The sequence below is a fragment of the Arthrobacter jinronghuae genome, assembly GCF_025244825.1.
GTDB classification, from domain to species: Bacteria; Actinomycetota; Actinomycetes; order Actinomycetales; family Micrococcaceae; genus Arthrobacter_B; species Arthrobacter_B jinronghuae.
Genome location: NZ_CP104263.1, coordinates 3207651 through 3227926 on the forward strand (window position 1 = coordinate 3207651; position 20276 = coordinate 3227926).

At 65.3% G+C, this 20276-nt stretch carries 19 protein-coding genes; 3 read left to right on the forward strand and 16 right to left on the reverse strand.

Features of this window, described 5'->3' with window-relative positions:
• Positions 1-228: 228 nt before the first annotated feature.
• Both N2K98_RS15070 and N2K98_RS15075 read left to right on the forward strand, forming a co-directional pair.
• Positions 229-1416, forward strand: coding sequence for an acyl-CoA dehydrogenase family protein (locus tag N2K98_RS15070; protein WP_255796692.1), 1188 nt, complete (start codon positions 229-231; stop codon positions 1414-1416).
• Positions 1417-1457: 41 nt separating this feature from the next.
• Positions 1458-2111: a nuclear transport factor 2 family protein gene (locus N2K98_RS15075; RefSeq protein ID WP_229950596.1), complete on the forward strand. Its 654-nt coding sequence runs from the start codon at positions 1458-1460 to the stop codon at positions 2109-2111.
• Positions 2112-2175: 64 nt separating this feature from the next.
• On the opposite strand, the gene N2K98_RS15080 is transcribed toward N2K98_RS15075, so the two are convergent.
• The 14 genes from N2K98_RS15080 to N2K98_RS15145 form a co-directional block, all read right to left on the reverse strand.
• Positions 2176-3396, reverse strand: a complete 1221-nt coding sequence (locus N2K98_RS15080) for an acetyl-CoA C-acetyltransferase (RefSeq protein WP_255864801.1) — start codon at positions 3394-3396, stop codon at positions 2176-2178.
• A complete protein-coding gene (locus N2K98_RS15085; protein WP_255864800.1) occupies positions 3393-4970 on the reverse strand; it encodes a bifunctional 3-(3-hydroxy-phenyl)propionate/3-hydroxycinnamic acid hydroxylase in 1578 nt (525 codons plus the stop codon). The genes N2K98_RS15080 and N2K98_RS15085 overlap by 4 nt, the downstream gene beginning before the upstream one ends.
• Complete coding sequence (locus tag N2K98_RS15090) at positions 4967-6922, reverse strand: acetoacetate--CoA ligase (protein ID WP_255864799.1); 1956 nt, start codon at positions 6920-6922, stop codon at positions 4967-4969. Before N2K98_RS15090 ends, N2K98_RS15085 begins: the two co-directional genes overlap by 4 nt.
• Positions 6919-7770 carry a fumarylacetoacetate hydrolase family protein gene (locus N2K98_RS15095; RefSeq protein ID WP_255864798.1) on the reverse strand — a complete coding sequence of 284 codons (852 nt, stop codon included), beginning with the start codon at positions 7768-7770 and terminating at the stop codon, positions 6919-6921. The genes N2K98_RS15090 and N2K98_RS15095 overlap by 4 nt, the downstream gene beginning before the upstream one ends.
• A gap of 3 nt (positions 7771-7773) precedes the next feature.
• Positions 7774-8466: a VOC family protein gene (locus N2K98_RS15100; protein ID WP_229950604.1), complete on the reverse strand. Its 693-nt coding sequence runs from the start codon at positions 8464-8466 to the stop codon at positions 7774-7776.
• A gap of 74 nt (positions 8467-8540) precedes the next feature.
• Positions 8541-9041 carry a flavin reductase family protein gene (locus tag N2K98_RS15105; RefSeq protein WP_255796685.1) on the reverse strand — a complete coding sequence of 167 codons (501 nt, stop codon included), beginning with the start codon at positions 9039-9041 and terminating at the stop codon, positions 8541-8543.
• A gap of 64 nt (positions 9042-9105) precedes the next feature.
• Positions 9106-9759 (reverse strand): nuclear transport factor 2 family protein, encoded by a 654-nt coding sequence (locus tag N2K98_RS15110; protein WP_255864797.1) that lies wholly within the window; start codon positions 9757-9759, stop codon positions 9106-9108.
• Positions 9760-9800: 41 nt separating this feature from the next.
• On the reverse strand, positions 9801-10988 hold the full coding sequence (locus N2K98_RS15115) for an acyl-CoA dehydrogenase family protein (RefSeq protein WP_255864796.1): 1188 nt from the start codon (positions 10986-10988) through the stop codon (positions 9801-9803).
• Positions 10989-11101: 113 nt separating this feature from the next.
• The gene (locus N2K98_RS15120; RefSeq protein WP_255864794.1) at positions 11102-12622 is read right to left on the reverse strand and encodes an MFS transporter; all 1521 of its coding nucleotides are present in this window, start codon (positions 12620-12622) and stop codon (positions 11102-11104) included.
• Positions 12623-12714: 92 nt separating this feature from the next.
• On the reverse strand, positions 12715-14085 hold the full coding sequence (locus N2K98_RS15125; RefSeq protein ID WP_255864793.1) for an acyl-CoA dehydrogenase family protein: 1371 nt from the start codon (positions 14083-14085) through the stop codon (positions 12715-12717).
• A gap of 35 nt (positions 14086-14120) precedes the next feature.
• Positions 14121-14732 carry an NADPH-dependent FMN reductase gene (locus tag N2K98_RS15130; protein WP_255864792.1) on the reverse strand — a complete coding sequence of 204 codons (612 nt, stop codon included), beginning with the start codon at positions 14730-14732 and terminating at the stop codon, positions 14121-14123.
• A gap of 2 nt (positions 14733-14734) precedes the next feature.
• Positions 14735-15256, reverse strand: coding sequence for a nuclear transport factor 2 family protein (locus tag N2K98_RS15135; protein ID WP_229950617.1), 522 nt, complete (start codon positions 15254-15256; stop codon positions 14735-14737).
• 271 nt (positions 15257-15527) lie between these two features.
• Positions 15528-16124 (reverse strand): TetR/AcrR family transcriptional regulator, encoded by a 597-nt coding sequence (locus tag N2K98_RS15140; RefSeq protein WP_229950618.1) that lies wholly within the window; start codon positions 16122-16124, stop codon positions 15528-15530.
• Positions 16125-16149: 25 nt separating this feature from the next.
• Positions 16150-16848: a TetR/AcrR family transcriptional regulator gene (locus tag N2K98_RS15145; protein WP_229950620.1), complete on the reverse strand. Its 699-nt coding sequence runs from the start codon at positions 16846-16848 to the stop codon at positions 16150-16152.
• Positions 16849-17006: 158 nt separating this feature from the next.
• Here N2K98_RS15145 and N2K98_RS15150 point away from each other — a divergent pair, with 158 nt between their 5' ends.
• Complete coding sequence (locus N2K98_RS15150; protein ID WP_255864790.1) at positions 17007-18338, forward strand: acyl-CoA dehydrogenase family protein; 1332 nt, start codon at positions 17007-17009, stop codon at positions 18336-18338.
• 118 nt (positions 18339-18456) lie between these two features.
• On the opposite strand, the gene N2K98_RS15155 is transcribed toward N2K98_RS15150, so the two are convergent.
• Positions 18457-19233 carry an ATP-binding cassette domain-containing protein gene (locus tag N2K98_RS15155; RefSeq protein WP_255796679.1) on the reverse strand — a complete coding sequence of 259 codons (777 nt, stop codon included), beginning with the start codon at positions 19231-19233 and terminating at the stop codon, positions 18457-18459.
• Positions 19230-20276, reverse strand: a complete 1047-nt coding sequence (locus N2K98_RS15160; protein WP_255864789.1) for an ABC transporter permease — start codon at positions 20274-20276, stop codon at positions 19230-19232. Before N2K98_RS15160 ends, N2K98_RS15155 begins: the two co-directional genes overlap by 4 nt.

A 20276-nucleotide genomic window follows, 5' to 3' on the forward strand; every position in this document is an offset into this window, starting at 1 on the left:
ACCCGCTGCCGCACGCGCGACCGCTTTCGGATGCACGCCCCTATATACATTCGGCAGCCGAGACCCATCCGTAAGGGGAAGGACATCTCACGGCATCGGCCAGGGGTGATCGCTCTGGACTCGCCGCCGCAGTTTCCGCAACGCTGAACACCGGGAGACGATTGTGTACTACTGAACTGGTACGTACAGTATAGTTCGGTTATCACGTCACCCACGAGAGGTATACCGATGTCGACGACGACAACGACCGCCCCCACAGCAAGCGAGCTCATCGCCCGCGCGGAAAAGCTGGTCCCGCTATTACGGGAGCGCGCATCCGAGGCCGAGAACCTCCGACGGCAGCTCGATGAGACCATCGAGGATTTCAAATCCGCCGGGTTCTTCACAGCGATGGTGCCCGCCGAACACGGAGGCTCCGCACTCGGCCTCAGCGAGTTCGCCGACCTCGTCCGCGTCCTCTCGCGGGGCGATGCCTCTGCCGGCTGGATCGCCGCATTCCTCATCTCGCACTCGACCCTCCTCTATCGCTACGGCGCGGAAGCACAGGGCGAGTTCTTCGCGGAAAAACCGTACGGACTGACCGTCGCCGCTGCGGGCCCGCCCGGAGCCGCAACCCCTGTGGAGGGCGGATATAGCCTCTCCGGCACCTGGCGCTTCGGTTCGGGTGTTCTACACGCTGAGTGGGCCGCACTCAGTGCAATGTCCCCCGATGGCCCTCTCAGCGTTGTGGTACCCGTCAGTGAGACGGAGATCGTCGACACCTGGCACGTCCCCGGAATGAAGGCGACGGGCTCCAACGACATCAAGGTAGAAGGACTCTTCGTTCCCCGCCACCGCACGGTTTCCTTCCCCACATACTCGTCCGAGCACAACGAGGGTGCGGCACTGACTGAATACCCGCTCATCGGCTACCCCATGAACCGCACGCTCAACCTCATCCATTCCGCTGTCGCGATCGGTACCGCAGACGCGGCCCTCGAGCTCTTCGCGGGCGGTCTCGGTAAGCGGGTCCGGATGCAGACGCAGCAGAAGCAGATCGACGAGCCGATCACCCGCCAGACCTACGGCAAGGCATGGGACCTCGTACAGGTCGCGGGTCTCCAGCTACACGACGCACTTGCGCACACTGACCGGGTTTACGGCCGGCACTCAACCGGTCCCGCGTCGCTCGCAGACCGCGCCCGCATCAATCTGGGGCTGACCGGATCCGGGCAGAAAGCTTTCCAAGCCATCGACCTCGTGGTGCGGGCAGCCGGTGCCTCCATCTTCCGCACCGGCGACCCGCTGGAGCGGATCGTCCGCGATACACAGGTCATGCGCAATCACGCCGCAGTCGACTTCGAAACCATGGCGTCCGTCGCCGGCGGCGCGCTGCTCGGTGTTGGTATCGGCGACTACGCCGAGCCCATGTTCTAAGTCGACCCGACTGCCCTCCACCTACTGATAAGGAAGACCGCATGACCGACATTGCTGCACTTGAACGCCGGATTTCCCGAACCGAGGCCTACATCGAAATCTCGAACATCATGGGAAGGATTGAGTTCCTCCACTCCGCATACGCGAACGAACCGATTGTGCCGTACTTCAGCACACGGCCCGACACCGTGATCGAACTCCCGTTCGGCCGCTACACCGGTTCCGACGCCGCGCAGCGCTGCTTCGTCGGCGCGCTCGACGAGGGCCTCCCGCCCCGCGACCTCAGCGGTGAGTACGTCGAGCACCTCCTGTCCACACCCGTCATCGAGGTTGCCGATGACCTCGAAACGGCGAAGGCCGCGTGGATCACGCCGGGCGCCGAGGCTCACCACCTCGGTTGGGTCGAGGGCAATCCCCTCCACGGGTTCTGGTACTGGGGCCGCTACCACCTGGTCTTCCGCAAGGAAGATGGTGCCTGGAAGATTTGGAAGTACCGGAACTCCCTCACGTTCGTTGCCGATTACTACAAGAGCTTCACGGACGGCAGCCTCCCCCGACCGCCAGCGCCGATCGGGAACGGTGGACCGGACAGTGCTCCACGATTCCAGGTCGAGTACACCCCGTCGTGGGATCCCAAGGAACTCGTGCACGCGCCTGAGCCCTACGCCACGTTCGTCGATGAGGACGAGTTCTAAGCACGCAGGAACACCGAAAAGCGGCCGGGTGAATAATTCACCCGACCGCTTTCCGTTCTGCCGATTAGTTGAGGCGTTCCAGCACGATTGCCATTCCCTGCCCGCCGCCGACGCACAGCGTGGCCATGCCAAGCGTCTTGTCCTCGGTCGACAGGCCGTTGATCAGCGTGCCGATGAGGCGGGTGCCGGTCGCACCGAAGGGATGTCCAATGGCGATCGCCCCGCCGTGCGTGTTGAGCTGGCGGTCCATGTCGATCCCGAGCTCCCTCGCAGAAGCAACGACCTGGACGGCGAATGCCTCGTTGATCTCAATCAGGTCGAGGTCGGCGATGGTCAGGCCGGCCCGACGCAGCGCCCGCCGCGACGATTCCACGGGTCCGAGCCCCATGATCTCCGGCGACAGACCTGAGACAGCGGTCGAGACGATGCGTGCCAGTGGCTGCAGACCGTGCGCCTTCGCATACCGTCCGGAGACGACCACTGCGGCGGATGCACCGTCATTGAGCGGGCAGGCATTGCCTGCCGTGACCGTTCCGACGGGCGAGAACACGGGCTTCAGCTCGGCCAGCACCTCCGCCGTGGTCCCCGGACGAAGCGAGTCATCCTGGTCGAAGATTGACCCGTCCGGCCGCACCACGGGCACGATCTCCCGCGCCAGGTAGCCGCTGGCCTGCGCTTCCCCTGCCAGGCGCTGCGAGCGCGCAGCGAAGGCGTCCTGATCGGCCCGGCTGACTCCGGTCAGCCGCGCCACATACTCAGCCGTGTGACCCATTTGGATATAGGCGTCGGGCATAGCGCCGTCGGTGCGCGGGTCGTGCCACGACGCCCCCGACAGCATCGCCTGCGCGGTGCGTTCGGCCGCTGCGTCGAACGCGGCATTGCCCGCCCCGGCCGGAGGGGCCGCGTGCGATGTCGACTCGGTACCTCCGACGAGGAACGCGTCCCCTTCGCCGGCCTTAATGGCGTGGAACGCCATCCGGGTGGTTTGGATCGAGGACGCGCAGAAGCGGTTCACAGTCGTGCCCGGCAGCGTGTCGTAACCGAGCAGCGTCGCCACGACCCGGGCCATATTGAAACCCTGTTCCCCGTCGGGGGCCGCCGTGCCGAGCATCAGGTCATCGACGTCGTCGATGGACAATCCTGGTACACGGTCGATGACGCCGGCGAAGACCTGGCGGGCGAGTTCGTCGCCGCGCACGTCGGCGAGTCCGCCCTTGCGGGCACGGCCGATGGCGGTACGGGCAATGGAGACAATGACGGCGTCGTTGTCGGTGAGGATGGTCATGCGGACTCCCGTAGGTGGGTTGGTTCAAGGGCGGCCATGAGGTTTACGGCGTCGTCAACGGTCTTTGCAGAGGCGAACCCGTGGAAGTCGGGACGGTAGACGACGGCCACGGCCGTATCGAAGACCTCCCCGTATCGGCCATCGACGTCGCTGCCGCTGTGCCGGTTGCGGGCCGCGGTGTCGGCGGGCATGACCTCGATGACCTTGCACGGGAATCCGGCGGGTTTGGCCGCACGGATACGCTCCGCATCGTCCTCACTCACCACGCGCCCGTCGACGAAGGCCACGAACTCTCCCCAGGTAATCCGGTCCGCGGCCGTCTCGCTGCCGTCGAGGCCACGCAACCGTCCCTGCACGCCGATTCGGCCGGCGACCGGATCGGACCCGGGCGCACCGCCGGGGAAGAAGCCCGGACCGAGGATCTCCGGGGGCATGGGAGGAAGTGCATTCCAGGGGAACGGCCCGGCACTGAGGAAGTGGGTGTCGCGCGCCTCGACCTTGGCGGGGTCGGTCTCGCAGATCATCCGGCCGAGTTCGAGCGACATCATCAGCGCATGCTGAACGTGCGCACCCCGCTCGCTCCCATAGGTGTCGAGCAGACTGAGCGGTGCGAGCCCGCTCAGCACGTGGTCAATCTTCCACACGAGGTTCGCGACATCTCGGACCCCCGACACCATGCCCCGCCCGAAGAAGGGCGGCATCTGGTGCGCGGCGTCGCCGGCGACGAACACGCGCCCGCGGCTCCATTCGGTGACGCACCGCGCGTTGAACGTGTACATCGCCAGGCGCTCGAGGTCCGCCTTCTCGGGAGTGACCTCCCAGGGAGCGACAAGTTCCCAGGCGTTCTCCGTGCTGGCGAATGCCGCAGCGTCCTCCCCGGGCATCAGCATGAATTCGAAGCGGCGCCGGCCAGGACCACCGGAGACGACAGACGTCGGACGCAGTGGGTCGCAGATCTGGCCGTTCTCGGGCGTCCATTCACGCTCGGCCATCTGGAGATCCATCACCAGCCAGTCCGAACTGAAGTCCAGATCCGTCATTGCCAGCCCGGCGAGTTCCCGCACAGCTGAGTTGGCACCGTCGCATCCCACGAGGAATTTGGCACGGACCGTGGCCCCGCCGGCAGGGCCGTGGATGAACGCCGATACCCCCTCGGCATCCTGGTCAAACCCGGTAAGAGCGGTCCCCCAGCGAATCTCGAGCCCTTCGGCCATCTCCTGGTGCCGCCGCAGCGCGGCTTCGAGGTCGGGCTGGGCGAACATCGTGGACTCCGGCCAGCCCTGCGGCCCGTCGAGGGGTGCGGGGAAGGTCAGCAGGAGCTTCCGATCGGCAGTCAGCCAGTCGTAGCTCAGGGCAGGCTCGCTGAATGTGGCCTGCTCCTCCGCATCCAGGCCTACTCCGGCTAGGAATCGGTTGACATCCGGGTCGTAATGGACGGCCCGCGGCAGAGAATACGGCTCGCGGTGCTGCTCAACGGCCAGCACCCGGTACCCGCGCTGTGCAAGGTAGAGCGAGGTCAGTTGCCCAACCACGCCCTGCCCCACAACAAGCACATCGACATCGTTGTCGCTCATTTGGCTTCGATTCCATTCTGTTCGTTGAATACTCGGGCCCGCTGGACGAACCAGTCGACCGTGCCTGGGTTCTGCAGCGATCCGCGGTTGACCGCCTTGGCCTGGTCATACCCCAGGAACACCTTCTTCAAGGGCACCTCGATCCGCTTACCGGAGTACGTGACGGGAATGCCCGGCGCTGCCTCGATCGCGTCCGGAACGTGCCGCGCCGTCGCTCGGGAACGGATCGCGGTCCGGATCCGCGCGGCCAGGTCGTCGCTGAGTTCGACGCCGTCGGCCAGTTCGACGAACAGCGGCATCCAGTACCGTCCGCCCGGCATTTCGATCCCCAGAACGACGCCGTTACGCACTTCATCCAGGGTCTGCAGTGCGGCGTAGATCTCCGCGCTGCCGAGCCGCACGCCGTCGCGGTTGAGCGTCGCGTCGGATCTTCCGTGCACCACCACGCCTCCGCGCGGGGTGCGGCTGATCCAGTCGCCGTGCGTCCAGACGGACGGGTCGGCTTCGAAGTACGCCGCATGGTACTTGGCGCCATCCTCATCGCCCCAGAAGCGGACCGGCATTGACGGCATCGGCCCGGTCAGCACGAGCTCGCCCACTTCGTCGTCCGCCGCCTCCCGGCCGTCCTCCGCTCGGACCTGGACGGGAGTTCCGAGCGTTGGTCCCTGCAGTTCACCGAGGTGCACGCGCTGCCACGGGTTGCCTCCGATGAAACCGCTGCAGATATCGGTGCCGCCGGAATCACTCGACAGGTGGACATCGGCCTTGACCGCGGCGTGGACCCAGCGCCAGGTCGAGGGGGCGAGAACCGATCCCGTTGACATGATCGTGTTCAGGCACGAGAGGTCGTAACGGTCTCCCGGGCGCAGACCGGACTTCTCCACGAGGGCGAGATATGCGGCCCCGGTGGCGAGCATCGTCGCCTGCGTCTCAGCGACGAGTGCGAACTGGCGGTCGGCGTCCGGCCACACGGACGCACCGGGGAAGGTAACCACTGATGCCCCCACGCTGAGCGTGTTCGGAAGAGTGTTCCACACCATCCAGGAGGTGTTCGCTGCGGTGAAGTAGCGGTCACCCGGACCGAGGTCGAACTGCAGCCCGATTCCCTTGGCGGATTCGAGCAGCATTCCGCCGTGTCCGTGCACGATTCCCTTCGGCGTGCCGGTGGTTCCGGAGGAGAAGAGGACCCACAAGGGGTGGTCGAACGGGAGGCGCCGGTAGTCCGCGGGTGCAGGCGGCAAGGCATCGAGGTCGTCGAGGTACACGATGTCGGTCACCGTGGGCAGCGCGGAGCCGACCGAGTCCACCAGCGGCCGGGAGTCGACCGCGCGGCCCTTGAACGTGTAGCCGGAGAAACCCAGGAGCACGCGGGGCTCGAGCGGCGCCAGCCTGTCGACGATGGCAGGTTTGGCAAAGTCGGGCGAGCACACCGACCAGATCGCGCCGAGGGATGCGGCCGCGAGCATCGCAGCGATCGCCTCGGGGATGTTCGGAAAGACGCCCGCGACGACGTCGCCCTGCTCGACGCCGAGGCCGCGGAGGCGGGCGGCGAGGGCCGCAACACGATCACGGAGACCGGGCCAGGTCCACTCGATGCGCCCGTCCTCGGACAGTCCGACGATCGCCACCTCGTCCGGCCGGGTATCCGCATGCCGCAGGACGTTCTCGGCATAGTTCAGCCGCGCCTCCGGGTACCAGACCGCACCGGGCATGCGGCGCTCCGAAAGGGCAGGTCCCACCAGCCCGTCGCCTATCAGGCCCGCATGCTCACGTACGAGATCCCAGAATGCCCCGGGCTCCTCGACCGACCACCGCCAGAAGGCAGGGTAGTCGTCGAGGAGCACCCCGTGGCGTTCGAGGGCGAGCTCACGGAGGGCCCACATCTGGGTGTTCCGGATGCTCTCCTCGGTGGGCGCCCAGGTGACTTCGGGCGCCCCGGACGTCTCGGTCACGATGCCGCGGTGAACTCGTTCGTAAACGAGCCGAAGCCGTCGAGGGTGCTGGTGAGGCGATAGCCCGGCCGCATCAGTATCCCGCGCGAGAGGCCCACACCCGCGGGCGTGCCTGTGAAGATGATGTCACCGGGCAGCAGCGTCACGATCTGCGAGAGCCTGTGGATACTCTCGTCAATCGGGAAGAACAGCTGATCCGTGTCGCCGTCCTGAAGAGTGATCGTCTCTTCGCCCGGGCGCTCGAGCACCGCGTGGAACGAGATGGAGTCCCGGTTCGGGAATTCGTCCGGTGTGACCACGTACGGTCCGAACGGTCCGAAATTCGGGAACGACTTGCCCATCGAGAACTGCGGTACGGGGGGACGGCGCTGCACAGTGCGCTCCGAATAATCCTGTCCGACGGCGATGCCGGCCACATGTTGCCAGGCATCGGCCTTCTCGATCCGGCGGCCTTCCTTACCGATAACCACGACAATCTCGGTTTCGTAATCGACGTCGTCGCTTGGCAGTTCGACCTGTGCGTTGGGCGCTGCGAGGCTGGAGCGGAACTTCGTGAAGACGATCAGGTCATCGGGTGCCGGGATGTTGGCCTCGGCGGCGTGGTCCTTGTAGTTCACGCCGATGGCGAGCACCTGCGGAGGCCTCGGGACCGGGATGCCGAGATCGGTCGGCTCGAAGGGCATAGCCGCCGGCAGGGCGGCCGCGGCCGCCCAGGCGGCGAAGTCACTCCAGCGCTCGTAGACATCCATCGGGTCAGGCCCGAAAGCGCCGTCGGAGGCTTTGGCGATGTCGACTGCTCCCCCCTCGGTCACGAGGGAGGCACGGCCATTCAGGTTGGCTATACGCATGTGTCAGGCCTCCGCTGCGAGCGGGAAGGGAACTCCGCGCAGGAGCTCGGGGTTCGCCGCGATCTTCTCTGCCCAACGGTCGGGGAACGACGGGTTGGGAACCTCGACGGCGGGACGGAACTCACCGGCATAAGCCCGGCGGTGAATCTCCTCGTGATCCATCCCCGCCTCGCGTGCGGCAACCAGCTTGTCCGGGTCGAACTGCGGTCCGAGCTGGTCCTCCGCGAACTCGCGTGATGCCCACATCCACTCGCTCGACTTGCCCCAGTCATGGAAGTTGTCCACCTGGATCTCGATGCCGTTCCCGTCCGGGTCGGTGTAGTACATGGACATCGTCATGCCATGGTCCATGTTGAAGGCGGGCAGGATGTCCTGGTCCCGCAGGCGGACGTAGTTGTCCAGCCACGAGTCGAAGTCGGGGTATTCGAACGCCGTGTGGTGGATCCCGGCCGAGTGGGGTTTGTCCACCGGCGGGACCGTGCCGGGGATGCGGAGAAGTGCGATGCGGTGGTTCGCCTCATCGTTAACCAGCCAGGCGGCGTTCTCCGAGTAGAAGATCGGCTGCAGGCCGCAAACGGCCTCGTAGAATTTCACCATGGGGTCGATCTCCATGGTCATGAAGGTCGCGTGGTGGAGTTTGGGGGCGCGGATAGGGCGCGGTTTCGGCGTGGTGGCATAGACGGACTGGGACATCATTGTTCCTTCACTCGGCGGCTGCGCTGCAGCCGATTCATTGCTGTACTTGCGGCTCGGTTTTGTAAGGAGGGCCCTCAGGCCGCCGGCTCCACGGGGGTGAAGTGACCGAACCGGCGGTGCTGATAAACGAGGCCGGCGACATCGAAGCTGTCCGCAGCACCGACGAGACCCGTCACGATCGTGTGATCGCCCGCCCGCACCAGGTCCACGACCTGACACGCTGCCCACGACGCGATGCCGGCAATACGCGGCAATCCCTGATCCATCACCCAATCCACGCCGGCGAACCGGTCGAGCCCACGCCTTGCGAAGGTCGAGGCGATCCCCGCCTGGTCGAAGGCGAGGACGTTGAGACCGAACCGCCCGGACCGCGTGATCAACTCGAGCAGGTCTGAGTCGTGTTGAAGCGACACGAGGACCATCGGTGGATCCAGGGACAACGATGCGAACGCACTGACCGTTGTCCCATGCGGGACACCGAGAGTGGTCGTCACGATGGAGACGGGCGTGGCGACGGCTCCCATGGCTGCCCGGAATGCCTGCGGATCAACGGAAACTTCTGTATGCGTATCCACCGGTACCTCCTCATTGAGATTCATAGTCGTACTGTACGGTGTAGTGCAGATAAGCGCAATGGGTTTATTCCGGCGGCGCGGGGAACGTGTCGTACGGCTCCGGGGCGAGCGGGAGCTCACGGGGGTCCCAGACCGGCGAGTAGGGCACCTGCCCGCGGGGCGGAGCATCTGGTCCGTTCTCGTCGTAGGGCGGCAGAGGCGGGATCAGCTGCGCAGCGGCATCCGTGAAGCTGGCGCTGTAGTCCGTGATGAAGGTGGCCGAGAGCCGGAAGTGCCAGAGCCGCCAGGCATCGTCTTCACGGACGAAATCCGCCGAGTACCGTCCCCAGTACCAAAGCGCCCGAAGCGGGTTGCCTTCAACCCAGCCGAGGTGATGCGCCTCGGCGCCCGGTGAGATCCATGCCGCCGAAGCGGTGCGCCCGTCCTGGGCAACTTCCACCACCGGAGTCGTGAGCAGGTGCTCAACGTACTCACCGGTCAGATCGCGCGAGGGCGCCTTCATCGGGGGCGGCGCCCACGCTCTCCGGGCGGCGTCCGGCCCGGTGAACGTACCGAACGGCATCTCCACAACCAGGTCCTCCCGGTCCGCGAACAGCGGTGGAATCAGGTCATCCCGATAGGCCGAGTGGTAGAACGCATAGCGCCCCATGAGGTTTTCGATTTCATGAACAGCTTCGAGGCGCTCCAGTCGGCGGGTAATATCTGCGAGTTCGGACATGATGCCCTTTCGTAACGGAGGGGATGGAGGGGCGACGTCGATTAAAAGAGGGGCTCGGGGAAGTCGCCGAGATCCTGCCCGAGGAGGACACCGCCGGCAACAGCGCTCATGGTCATGAAATCTGCGGACGCATGATTGCGGATGACCTGCACATCCCTGCAGATGCGCTCCAGCGGGTCACCCGTGCGGAAGATAGAGGCCCCCGACGAGCGCACCACCAGGTCCACTGCAGCAAATGCCTTGGTGCCCGCCCCGGTGAGACCCAGGTTGATCACGGCGCGGTTCTCAAGGCTTGCCTCCTGCGAGCGCTCAGGCCCGTAGATGGCGGCCGTCATTTCGAGTGCGTCCCTCATCTGCAGCTCCGCGACGTGCAGCAGGTCCCACGCGTGGGCGTATGCCGATCGCACCAGCGGCTCATCCACGATTCGCTGCCCGGTCTGCATGCGGACACGCTTACCGGCATTTCCACGGAACAGCTCCAGGGCCGCATCCGCGGTGCCGAGCGCAACTGCAGCCTGGATGACAGGCAGAATGCGGTTGACGGGGTACGCAGCGAGCGGGTAACCGGGGTGTAGCGCAGCAGCCCGTTCCGAGTCAGCGGAGAACAACGCGAACTCAATCGTTCGGTGCGCGGGAACGAAGACGTCCTTTGCCTCTACATCGTTGCTCCCGGTGCCCTTCATACCGGGGACCTGCCACGTGTCGATCACCGTCACGTCCTCGATGGGCACCGCCACCGAGAGCGGCCCGGTTGGAGAAACGGCGCTGACCATCACCCATTGGGCGTGCATCACAGCGGAGGCGAAGCGCCAGCGACCGCTGACCAGGTAGCCGCCCTCGGTCGTCACCGCCGTTCCGGGAGGGGTGGCCGCCGCCGCTGCCAGCGCGTACGTGCCGCCCTGGAAGAAGTCGGCCTGCGCCTGTGCCCCATAACGAGCGAGCAGGAGATTGTGGGCCATGAGGAACGCGCCGACCCACCCGGCTGACGCGTCGCCCCGGGACAGGGTCCGGACGATGTCCACGTACTCGATGAGGTCGATCTGGGAGCCGCCCAGCGTGGCTGGGAGCATCGCGCTGAATAGGCCTGCCCTTTCGAAGTCGGAGATCGTTTCGTCCGGGAGGCGGCGAAGCTCCTCGGTCTCGGCCGCACGCTCCCTCAGCAGGGGCACCAGTGCTTCGGCATTCGACAGGAGTTCGGCAGGGAGGGGGGCGGTAAGCAGAGGGGACATAACGGGGAACCTTTTCTTGGTGATGGGACGTGGGTGATGGAGAGAGTGGTGAGATGGCTGTTCGCGTCACGGATGCCGGCGGGTGTCCGCCAGCGGGGTGACGTATCGGGGACTCAGTCAGTAGGTCGGGGCTCGACCAGCGTTTCCTCGTCATGAACGGCAGGTCCCGTCCACGGGGCGGGGAACTTCGGCAGAAGGGCGGCGCACGCTACCGCGATGACGCCCAGCACAACGAGTACGAGCATCGGCGCGGCGTAGCTTCCCGTAGCTGCCTGAAGCGCACTGAAGAGGTACGGGGACGCCGCAAGTGCAACACCCGTAACCGCGAGCGTCATGCCTTGGAGCGCTGCGAAGGACTTCATCCCGAAATACTTGGCGATCAGCGCCGGACCCAGGGCCGACTCCACGCCCGCGATGATGCCGAGCAGTCCCATAGAGAGATAGACGAGCACCAGGGAACCACCGTTACCGAGTGCGAGCAGGAGACCCAGCGGTGCGCCGAGGAGAAGCAGCGCCACGACCCACGGGCGGCGTGTGCGGTCAAGAGTGGTACCCCCGGCAAGCAGTCCAATGATTGACGTGCTGGCGAGTACCGAAAGCGAGACCGAGACGGCGGCGGGATTGACACCGGACTGACCGAAGAAATCCACTGCGTTCTGACGCATCGCGATAGGCCCGGTCCCAGCGAGGACGAGGAAGAGGATGAGTAGAATCCACGGTCGTGTCAAAATCGCCTTCCGGAACGGCACCCCCGGAAGAGAAGCGTCGACTGCCTTGGGCAGAGGAACGTGCGCAGTGACCTTGGGCTCGGAGATGAGCCAGAGCACGGTGGGGATTCCGATGACGGCGACCGCGATGGCGGTGGCGAGGTAGGTGCCGTCCCAGCCAAGGCCCGCGAAGACCCCGGCGTCGACGCTAGGCATAGGCGCACCGCCCGCGTCACCAGGCGGAACCAGACCGCCGCTTCCGGAGTCTGCGGGGGGCTCGGCTCCCGCCGGCGCCTCGCCTGCCGGGGGCACCCCGCCTGTCTGGGGCGCGGCGTTCCCATTAATAAGCCACTGGAACAGAGGAGATGAGATCGCTGCGATCACGCCGGACGTCACGCCGACGAGGCCGAAACCAATACCACGATGCGCCGGGAACCACCCGGAGATGACTTTGAACACCACCCCCAGGCTCGCGCTGAAGCCACAGATTGCTGTGAGGGTAAGAAGCACACCGAGCAGCCATGTGGTGGTGCCGGCGACCGGAACCAAGGCCATAAAAACCGCATAGAGAATGATGGACGGCAAAGCGACCGTCCGGGCGCCGTGGCGGTCGACCCAGCGTCCGAGGAAGGGAAGGAACAATGGTCCGACGAGCAGCGGAATGCTGACGAACAGAAGTATCCCGTCCTGCGGCCGTGTACCTGTGCTCATCGCGTAGGCCGGAACAATAAAGGGGGTCATCGCAGCCAGGGCTGCAGGACTCACGGCGACCAGCAGAAGACTGCCGATCAGCGCCGCCTTGGCCCGACCCGGGGCCTTCAGGAAGTCGACGGCGTATTGTTTGAAGCTGATTTTCGCTGCGTCGTCGAGCAGGGGCACGGGCTGCGGAACGCTCGACGCCGGCACAACTGGATGATCTTTCTGCATCGGGACTCCTTGTGGTCGGTTGTCGCCGGCGTCGACCTTGACGCCTGCGCTTTCACCTGCTGGGGCACGAGGGCGAACCCCCGGGACACGACTTAGGGGCGCGGGGGTGCTGCCGGAGGACGCCCGCCCTTGGGTGCAGTGACGGGCGAACTTATCGCCGCCATCATCGGAAAAGGTGCAAGACCGAACATCGCCCGGCCATTGATCTCAGCCATCGGATCGATCCGGAACGCCCCATGCGTGGCCAGGACGTGGATGTCCCGGACCGCGCGCTGGATCGGGTTGGAGAGGGAAACCGCCGACGATCCCAGAGCGAGGAGGAGCCCGTCCACTGTGTGGAGGCACTGGTGGATCAGGTGGACGAGATCCATCGTGATTTCGGGTTCTTCAGACGGGAGATAGTCCTCACCTGTGAGCGCCCGCCGATCCGCCTCGTCCATGTGCCGGGCGAGAACGGCGTCCGCCGCGTTGATGGCCGCACGCGCTTTGCCGGCGACCATCTGGATCGAGGCCATTTCCGACATAGTCGGGTAGGGCAGATTGAACGGCGGACGCTTCGCGGCCTGCGCCAGGAACGAGTCCAGTGCCCCCTGTGCGATCCCGATGGCCAAGGCGGCGAACGCGCCGCTGCTGCCGATCATCATCCCGAACGCTCCGTGCTTGAAGCCCAACCCCGAGTAGGCGCCGCGAAGTGAATCGCTCAAACGCGGAAGGTCAGCGGTGTGGACGACGCGGTAGTCGGGGACGAAGATCTCCTCATCCGCCCGGATGCTGTTCGAGTTCGTTGCCTGAAGCCCCATAACATGCCAGTCGTCGACGATCGTGTACTGGTCCCTGGACAGGACACCCATTGCGCGTCGCCGCTCGCCGCTTGCCGGGTCGTCATACTCGAAACCAACGGAGCCCCAGGCAGCGTGCTTGCTGCCGCTGCCGAACGACCACTTGCCCTTCACCTGGTAGCCGCCGGCCACCTTGCGGCCGTCGCCGACCTTCGGTGCGAAGACGGTCGCACCGAACACGAGCGGACCGACCCATTCGTCCATTCCCGCAAGTACTTCGTCGCGGAGCTTCGCATCGAATCCAAGGATGTTCCGGGTTGCGCTCGAGACGATTACCAGCCAGGCGGCTGCCGCATCGCCCAGGCCGAGTGTCCGCACGACCTCCGCAGTGTCGCGGGCCCCGAGTGCGTAGCCGCCCAACTCTGTGGGGATCGTGATTTTGAAGGCACCGACCCGATTCACCGCCTCCAGGGTGGCAGGAGTCAGTGCGCCGAGCGCTTCCCCCTCGGCGGCCTGTTGGCGCAGCAACGGGAGGAGCTGGACAATCTCGTCCCGCATTCGGCGACCCTCATCACTCAGGTACGGCGACTCGGGGAACTTCGCCCTGGTGGTGGAAGGCCCGTCCGGCAGGATCGGCTCTCCGTTGGGGATACCTGCCGGCGGCATTGTGCGTGATGTTGTCATCGAGGGATCCAATCTCTTCTTTGAGGCTTCCGTGATCAGGGGCGGGGTGCGACCGGACCCGACGGCAGCGTCGGGGGCGGCGGGCCTTCGGCACGGAGCGGCCCCAGCGCATGCGTCCACCGCAGCAGTTCCGTCAGCATCGGTGCGACGGCACCCTGGGCGGAAGGCGGCGGCACGAAGTCGCCTTCCTCAAAGTTCTGCATAACAAGCGGCAGTACGACGCCGTCCGGCAGCGGCATCATGCGAACCGTCGTGACGATCTGTTTCATGACCTGTACTGCGCGGAGACCTCCCGCGATGCCGCCGTAGCTGACGAAGGCGACGGGAGCATACGTCCACTCGCGCCCGAGGTAGTCGAAGGCATTCAGCAGGGCGGCCGACGGCCCGTAGTTGTACTCCGGTGAAACGAAGATGAACGCGTCCGCTTCCCTGATTTTCGCGGCCCACCGCTGCGTGTGCCCATGCTCGTAGCGTCCCAGGACAGGGTGGTGGCGTTCGTCGAGGACGGGCAGTTCATACTCCGCGATGTCGACGAGCTCTACCTCGAATCTCCCATCCGCCACCGCTCGCTCGAAGGCCCACTTGGCTATGGGTCCGGCGAGGCGGCCGGGGCGAGTGCTGCCGACAATGATCTGCAGTTTGGGCATCGTCAGTCCCCCAGCGGATCCTGGCCGGGGACCGCTTTGCGGAAAGTGCTCCAATGCTCGGCAAGCTTGCCGTTGTGCACCCGAAAAACGGTGAGGATGTTCCAGTCGTAGGAGGCCTCCGGAATGACGGGATCGGGGACGACTTTTCGCATCATGAGGCAGGCAACCTCGCCATCGAGGATGACGCCCACCACCGGCGGCGGGATCTCACCAACGACCGGCACATGCCGGAAGTGTTCAATGAGCTTCTCGAGGCCGTTACCGGCCGCGTTCGGGTCGTGCTGGACGTAGTCTTCCGCGGCGTATCTGGTCATGACCTCGACGACCTGTTCCTGCACCTTGTCGTCGCGGACAATACGGGCCATGTCTGCTTCGAAGTCGATAAGCAGGCGCTTGACCGCGGTGCGTTCCGGCGAAGAATCGGCAGCGACCGCTGCCTTGAACTCCTCATTGTCGAGCCAGTTCTGATAAATCGCGGGATCACTGATCTCTGCGATTCCATTGATGACGGTAAATCCAGCCATGGTGCGGATCCTCTCTGCAGCTGTCGGCGTCGCGTCAGGGGCAGACACCGCATCGAAACGCCATCGTTTCGATCAGCTCGAGGGTCACGCTACTGCCACGCCACAGGGAGCGCAACCCCCGTCACGTTCGCAGCCTGCTCCCGGCGCAGGAGATGAGTGGGTTGGCCGGTCGGCTCCGGCTGGTTTTGCCGCCGACGACCCGTTTTCGGGAGGGGTTGCCGCCGGAGCGATGTGGAGGGCATGGGCGACGTCGGGGCGAGAGCGTGAAGTGTCAGCGGTGCGAGAGCACCGGGATCAGAATCGTGTCGACGAAGCCTGCCAAATACTCGCGGTCCGGAAATGTCCCCTCCGCCAGATGTTTGGCGAGCGGCATGGATAAGAACGCGTGATGGCAGTACCGCCGAACGGTCGCATCGACGGAGATCTCCCGACGCTCGACGGCGCGGTCGATGGCGCGGTCGAGCGGGGAACCCGCAGGAGCCGAGATCTGCTCACGCATCGTCTCCGCGAGTGCCTCATCGCGCATCGACGCGTGGGCGAGGGCCGCGAGGAGCGTCATTTCGGACTCAGCCACATGGGCGATCTGCTCCATGACGGCGAGTAGATCGCCGCGTAACGTGCCGGTATCCACATCGACCGGCTCCTCCAGTTGGGAGTGTGAACGGAGGGCGGCCATCACCAGGCCCGGCTTGCCGTGCCACTGGCGATAGATCGTCGCCGTGCTGCATTTGGAGCGTTTCGCCACGGCGGGCATGGCTAGACCTTCATAACCGACCTCCTCGAGGAGGCCAAGGGTCTCGGCGAGGATCTCCGCCTCACGGTGCGGTGAGAGTCGGCTGTGCCGAGGCCGTTCAGCGGGATCACTCACCGTCACAACCTCTCTCCCGTCATTCTTAGCCCAGCGCCGGGCCCCACGGGTAGTCATAGCCGGGTTTCAGCACCAAGTCCTGCTCCCCCGCAATCGGACGCAGCCCGCGCAGGAAGACACGCACAATGTATTCGACATGGGCTTCGAGCAGCTCGTCGGAGACGTCGAAGTCTGAGATCAGTGCATCGAACTCGATGCCGGACACCGTCATCCGCAGGAGCATTGAGGCGTGCGCCTCCGGCCGATCAACTTCGAAGTTGTGCTCGGAGCCATAGTCAACGAGCAGCTGCGCGATGATGCTGATGATGTCCGAGACGTCAGGCATCGGTATGGTGTTGAACGCAGCCTGGATCTCACGGCGCCGGTTGTGCTCAGCGATCATCACGCGGAAGTACGCGATTGCCTGTGCGCCAGTGCCGGCCCTAGTCGCCGCGACCAGGGCGCCAACCAGCCGATCCTCAGCGGACCCCTCGCCTGATCCGTCGCGCTGCCGAAGCTCGCGCAACCGCTGCCCGAGCTCCATGCTTCCATGCTGCAGAACAGCTTTGAAGAGCTCGAGCTTGTCCGCGAAGTGCGCGTAGACCGTCGTCTTGGACACTCCTGCCTGAGCGGCCACCGCGTCCATGGATGTGCCGTCATACCCGTTGAGCAGCAACAGTTCAACGGCTGCATCGAGCACCGCGTCGCGCTTGCTGCGCCCACCGCTTCGTTTGGCCCGTGGCATTCGGCTCTCCTCTGTATACGCTCCGACTCAACCCGCACACCTGCGGGTTGCCGCTCATCGCCATCCTATGCTCTGGACCGACCAGTACGGAAAGACATGCATGGACAACTTGCGCACTGATCCGTACAGTACACCCCAGCCATACAGACGGAGATGACATGACTGACACGATTCCCCAGCCACCTGACGAGCTGACTCCGGGCCTCCCCCCGGGGCCTCCCCCTGAGCGGTCAACCCCTCTGGATGCACCGGCATCCAGGTACCTCAGCGCGGAGGGGAAGCGGCTCGCAGCCGGAGTGCGCACCCTCCAGAACCGCATTCGGGAGCTCGCCCCCGAGGCCGAGCGCCGCGGCCGACTCAGCCCGGAGATTGTCGAGGCCTTCACCGAGCTTGGCCTCTACCGCGCCTGTGCCCCCATCGAGTACGGCGGCTCCGCTCTGGGTGCCCGCGACATCGCTGAGATTGCGCGGGCACTGGGACGAGGCGACGCCGCGGCAAACTGGACCTTCTTCGTCGGCACCAGCCTCCGTATGGTCAGCACCTTCCCCAAGCCCTTGGTAGACGAACTCTACAGCCGGCAGCAGGGCCATATCGGCCCGCTGGCCGCCGGGGGTTCGACGTTCGCTGCCGTGACGGGCAAGGCGGTCAGAGTGGAAGGGGGATGGAACGTTGAGGGTAAGTGGACCTACGTATCGGGAAATCACGACGCCGCCTGGCTTTTCGGCGGTGCCGCATGGACGGACGGAAACCGCAGCGGCCATGCATTATTCATGATGGACCCAGCCGACATCGAACCGGTTGATGACTGGCACGTGGCCGGCATGATGGCGTCCGACTCCAACTCCATCACCACAACCAAGCCGATGTTCGTGCCCGACCACCGCTTCATCGATATGTCAGAGCTCCCGATGCACCTGGACAGTGCAGCGGAACGGTTCGCCGGTCTTGCCTACCAGGCGAAGACACGGGCATCCATGATGACCGCAACGGTATTGAACATGGCCGCCCTGGTCGGCATGGCCGAGGGCGCCCTGGAGGTGTTCCAGGAGCTCGCGCAAAAACGGAAGCCGTTCAGCCCGCCCTACGACACGATTGCCGAAATGGCATCGAGCCAGGTCGCAGCCGGTAAGGCAAAGGCGCTTCTCGGCGTTGCGGGCGCGACCGTGCTCCAGTATGCGGACGAGATCGACCATCTCGCGGTTCGCGGCGAAGACTACACCGGCGACGAGGAAGCGCAGGGCTGCACCGACCTCGCCTTCGCCGGCCAGCTGGCGAAGGACGCGATCGACCTCCTCCTGCGCATCCTGGGGTCGTCAGGCATGGCACTGTCCAACCCCCTCCAGCGTTACTCGCGCGACTCGGGCGTCATACTCTCCCACGGTGCAATGCGTCTCGAATCCCTTGCGGAGATCAGTGGCCGCCGGCTCCTCGGACAGCCCCCGTTCAAGATGTTCGCCGGTGGACTGCAGGACAAGGGTGCGCAGAAGTAACCGGCACGGTAAACGCTGACCGTCCCGGGTGGAGCTTTCATTCCACCCGGGACCGCGCTTTCAGGGCTACAGCCGTGGAGCGGAAGCACGTCTGCCCAGCTTCCGCTCTGCGTTCAGCTCAGGACTCCAGGACACCCTCTTGGACGGAGGCGCCCGTGATCCAGCCGATAACGCTTTCCTTGTCGACTGACCCCGTCGCAGTGTCTGCCACCTTGCGCCCGCGGTTGAGGACGACGGTGCGGTCGGACACGGCGAAGGCGAGTGGAAGGTTGTGGGTGACTACGACAATCGAGGTGCCGCGCGCAGCGAGGGTCTTGATGAGCTCCTCGACGAGTTCGGTCTGCTCGTGTCCGAGCGCAGCCGTCGGCTCATCCATGAGGAGGATGCCCTGCTCGGGCAAGCGCGCGCTTGCCCGAGCAATGGCGATAACCTGGCGCTGCCCACCGGACAGCATCTCGACGGGGCGGGTCACCGGCGCCGTCCGGATGCCCAACTCGTCGAGTTCGCGCTCCGATTCACGCCGCATCGCCTTGTGGTCGAGGAACCCGAGCCACCCGAGAGGCCCACGCATGAGTTGCTCCCGGCCCAGGGTGAGGTTCCCGGCGATATCCATCGCCTCCACCAGTGCGAGGTCCTGATACACCATCTGGACACCGGCACCGGAAGCATCCCTCGGCGACTTGAAATCCACCGGGCGCCCGTGCACGAGGATCTGCCCCGAACTGGGGCTGTGCGCACCCGACATGACTTTCAGCAGCGTCGACTTGCCGGCACCGTTGTCGCCCAACAGCGCGACTACCTCACCTGCATGGACGGTCAGGGACACTCCCTCCAGGGCACGGGCATATCCGTAGTGGACCGAGATGTCCTTCAGTTCCAATGCGGCGTCACTCATCGTGTTCCTCTTTTCGCGCCGTCGTCGCCACTGGCGAGAAGGAGCTTTGACGTTGTGTTTGCCGTCCACATGTTCAGTCCGAGACCGCCGACCAGCAGCACGCCCGTCACCACCGAAGACCAGTCCGCCGGCACCTTCGCCAGCAACAGTCCGGCAGAGATCGTCGCTACCACAATCACGCCGAGACCGACCCTGGGGAGGCTCCCCCGCCCACCGACGAACGGCACCCCCGCCAGCGCAACAGCTGTCATTGCGGTGAAGACGGTGCCCACGCTGGCGCTCGGGACCGCGGTCGTGATGTACGCCGCCGTCACGATTCCTCCGAGGGCTGCGCACAGACCCGAGATCGCGAAGCCGAGGATGCGGTACCAGTTAACCGCGATGCCGACGCGGCGGGCGGCCTCGGCGCTGCCGCCGACGGCCAGCAGACGTGTCCCCCCGCGGGTGAAATTGAGGAACACAGTGAGGATAATGAAGAGGACCACCGCGATGTACACCGGTGCGGGAATGCCGAAGTATGTCCGCGTTCCCATGAACACCAGCTGGGTGAGCCCCGAGATGTTGTAACTGCCGGCGATCAGGAGCGATGCACCGCTGAGCACGCTGAGCATGGCGATGGTGACGATGAGGGGATTGAACCCCCGGAGTACGACCACGGCGTTGACAAGACCCACGACGAGTCCCACCAGCAAGCCGCACATGATAGCCGCCCCCACCGGCAGCCCCTCCTGAAGGAGGCGCCCGGTGACGACGCCGGCCAATGCGGCTGTGCCAGGCACCGAGAGGTCCAGCACTCCCGTCATGATCCCCACAGCGACACCCGCGGCGAAGATGCTCGCGATCGCTGCCGCGTTCAATATCGAGATAGCGGTGGGCAGGGTGAGGAAGTACGGTGCCCCCCAGAACGCGAAGACGGCGATGATCGCGAGGAAGAGTGCCAGGAGGCCTTGGTCACGGATCAGGAGCAGCCCACGGATCTTCCACGGCAGGGCGTTGTTCGGCGAGAGCTGACTCACCGTGTCGGCCCGGGTAACAAGCGCCAT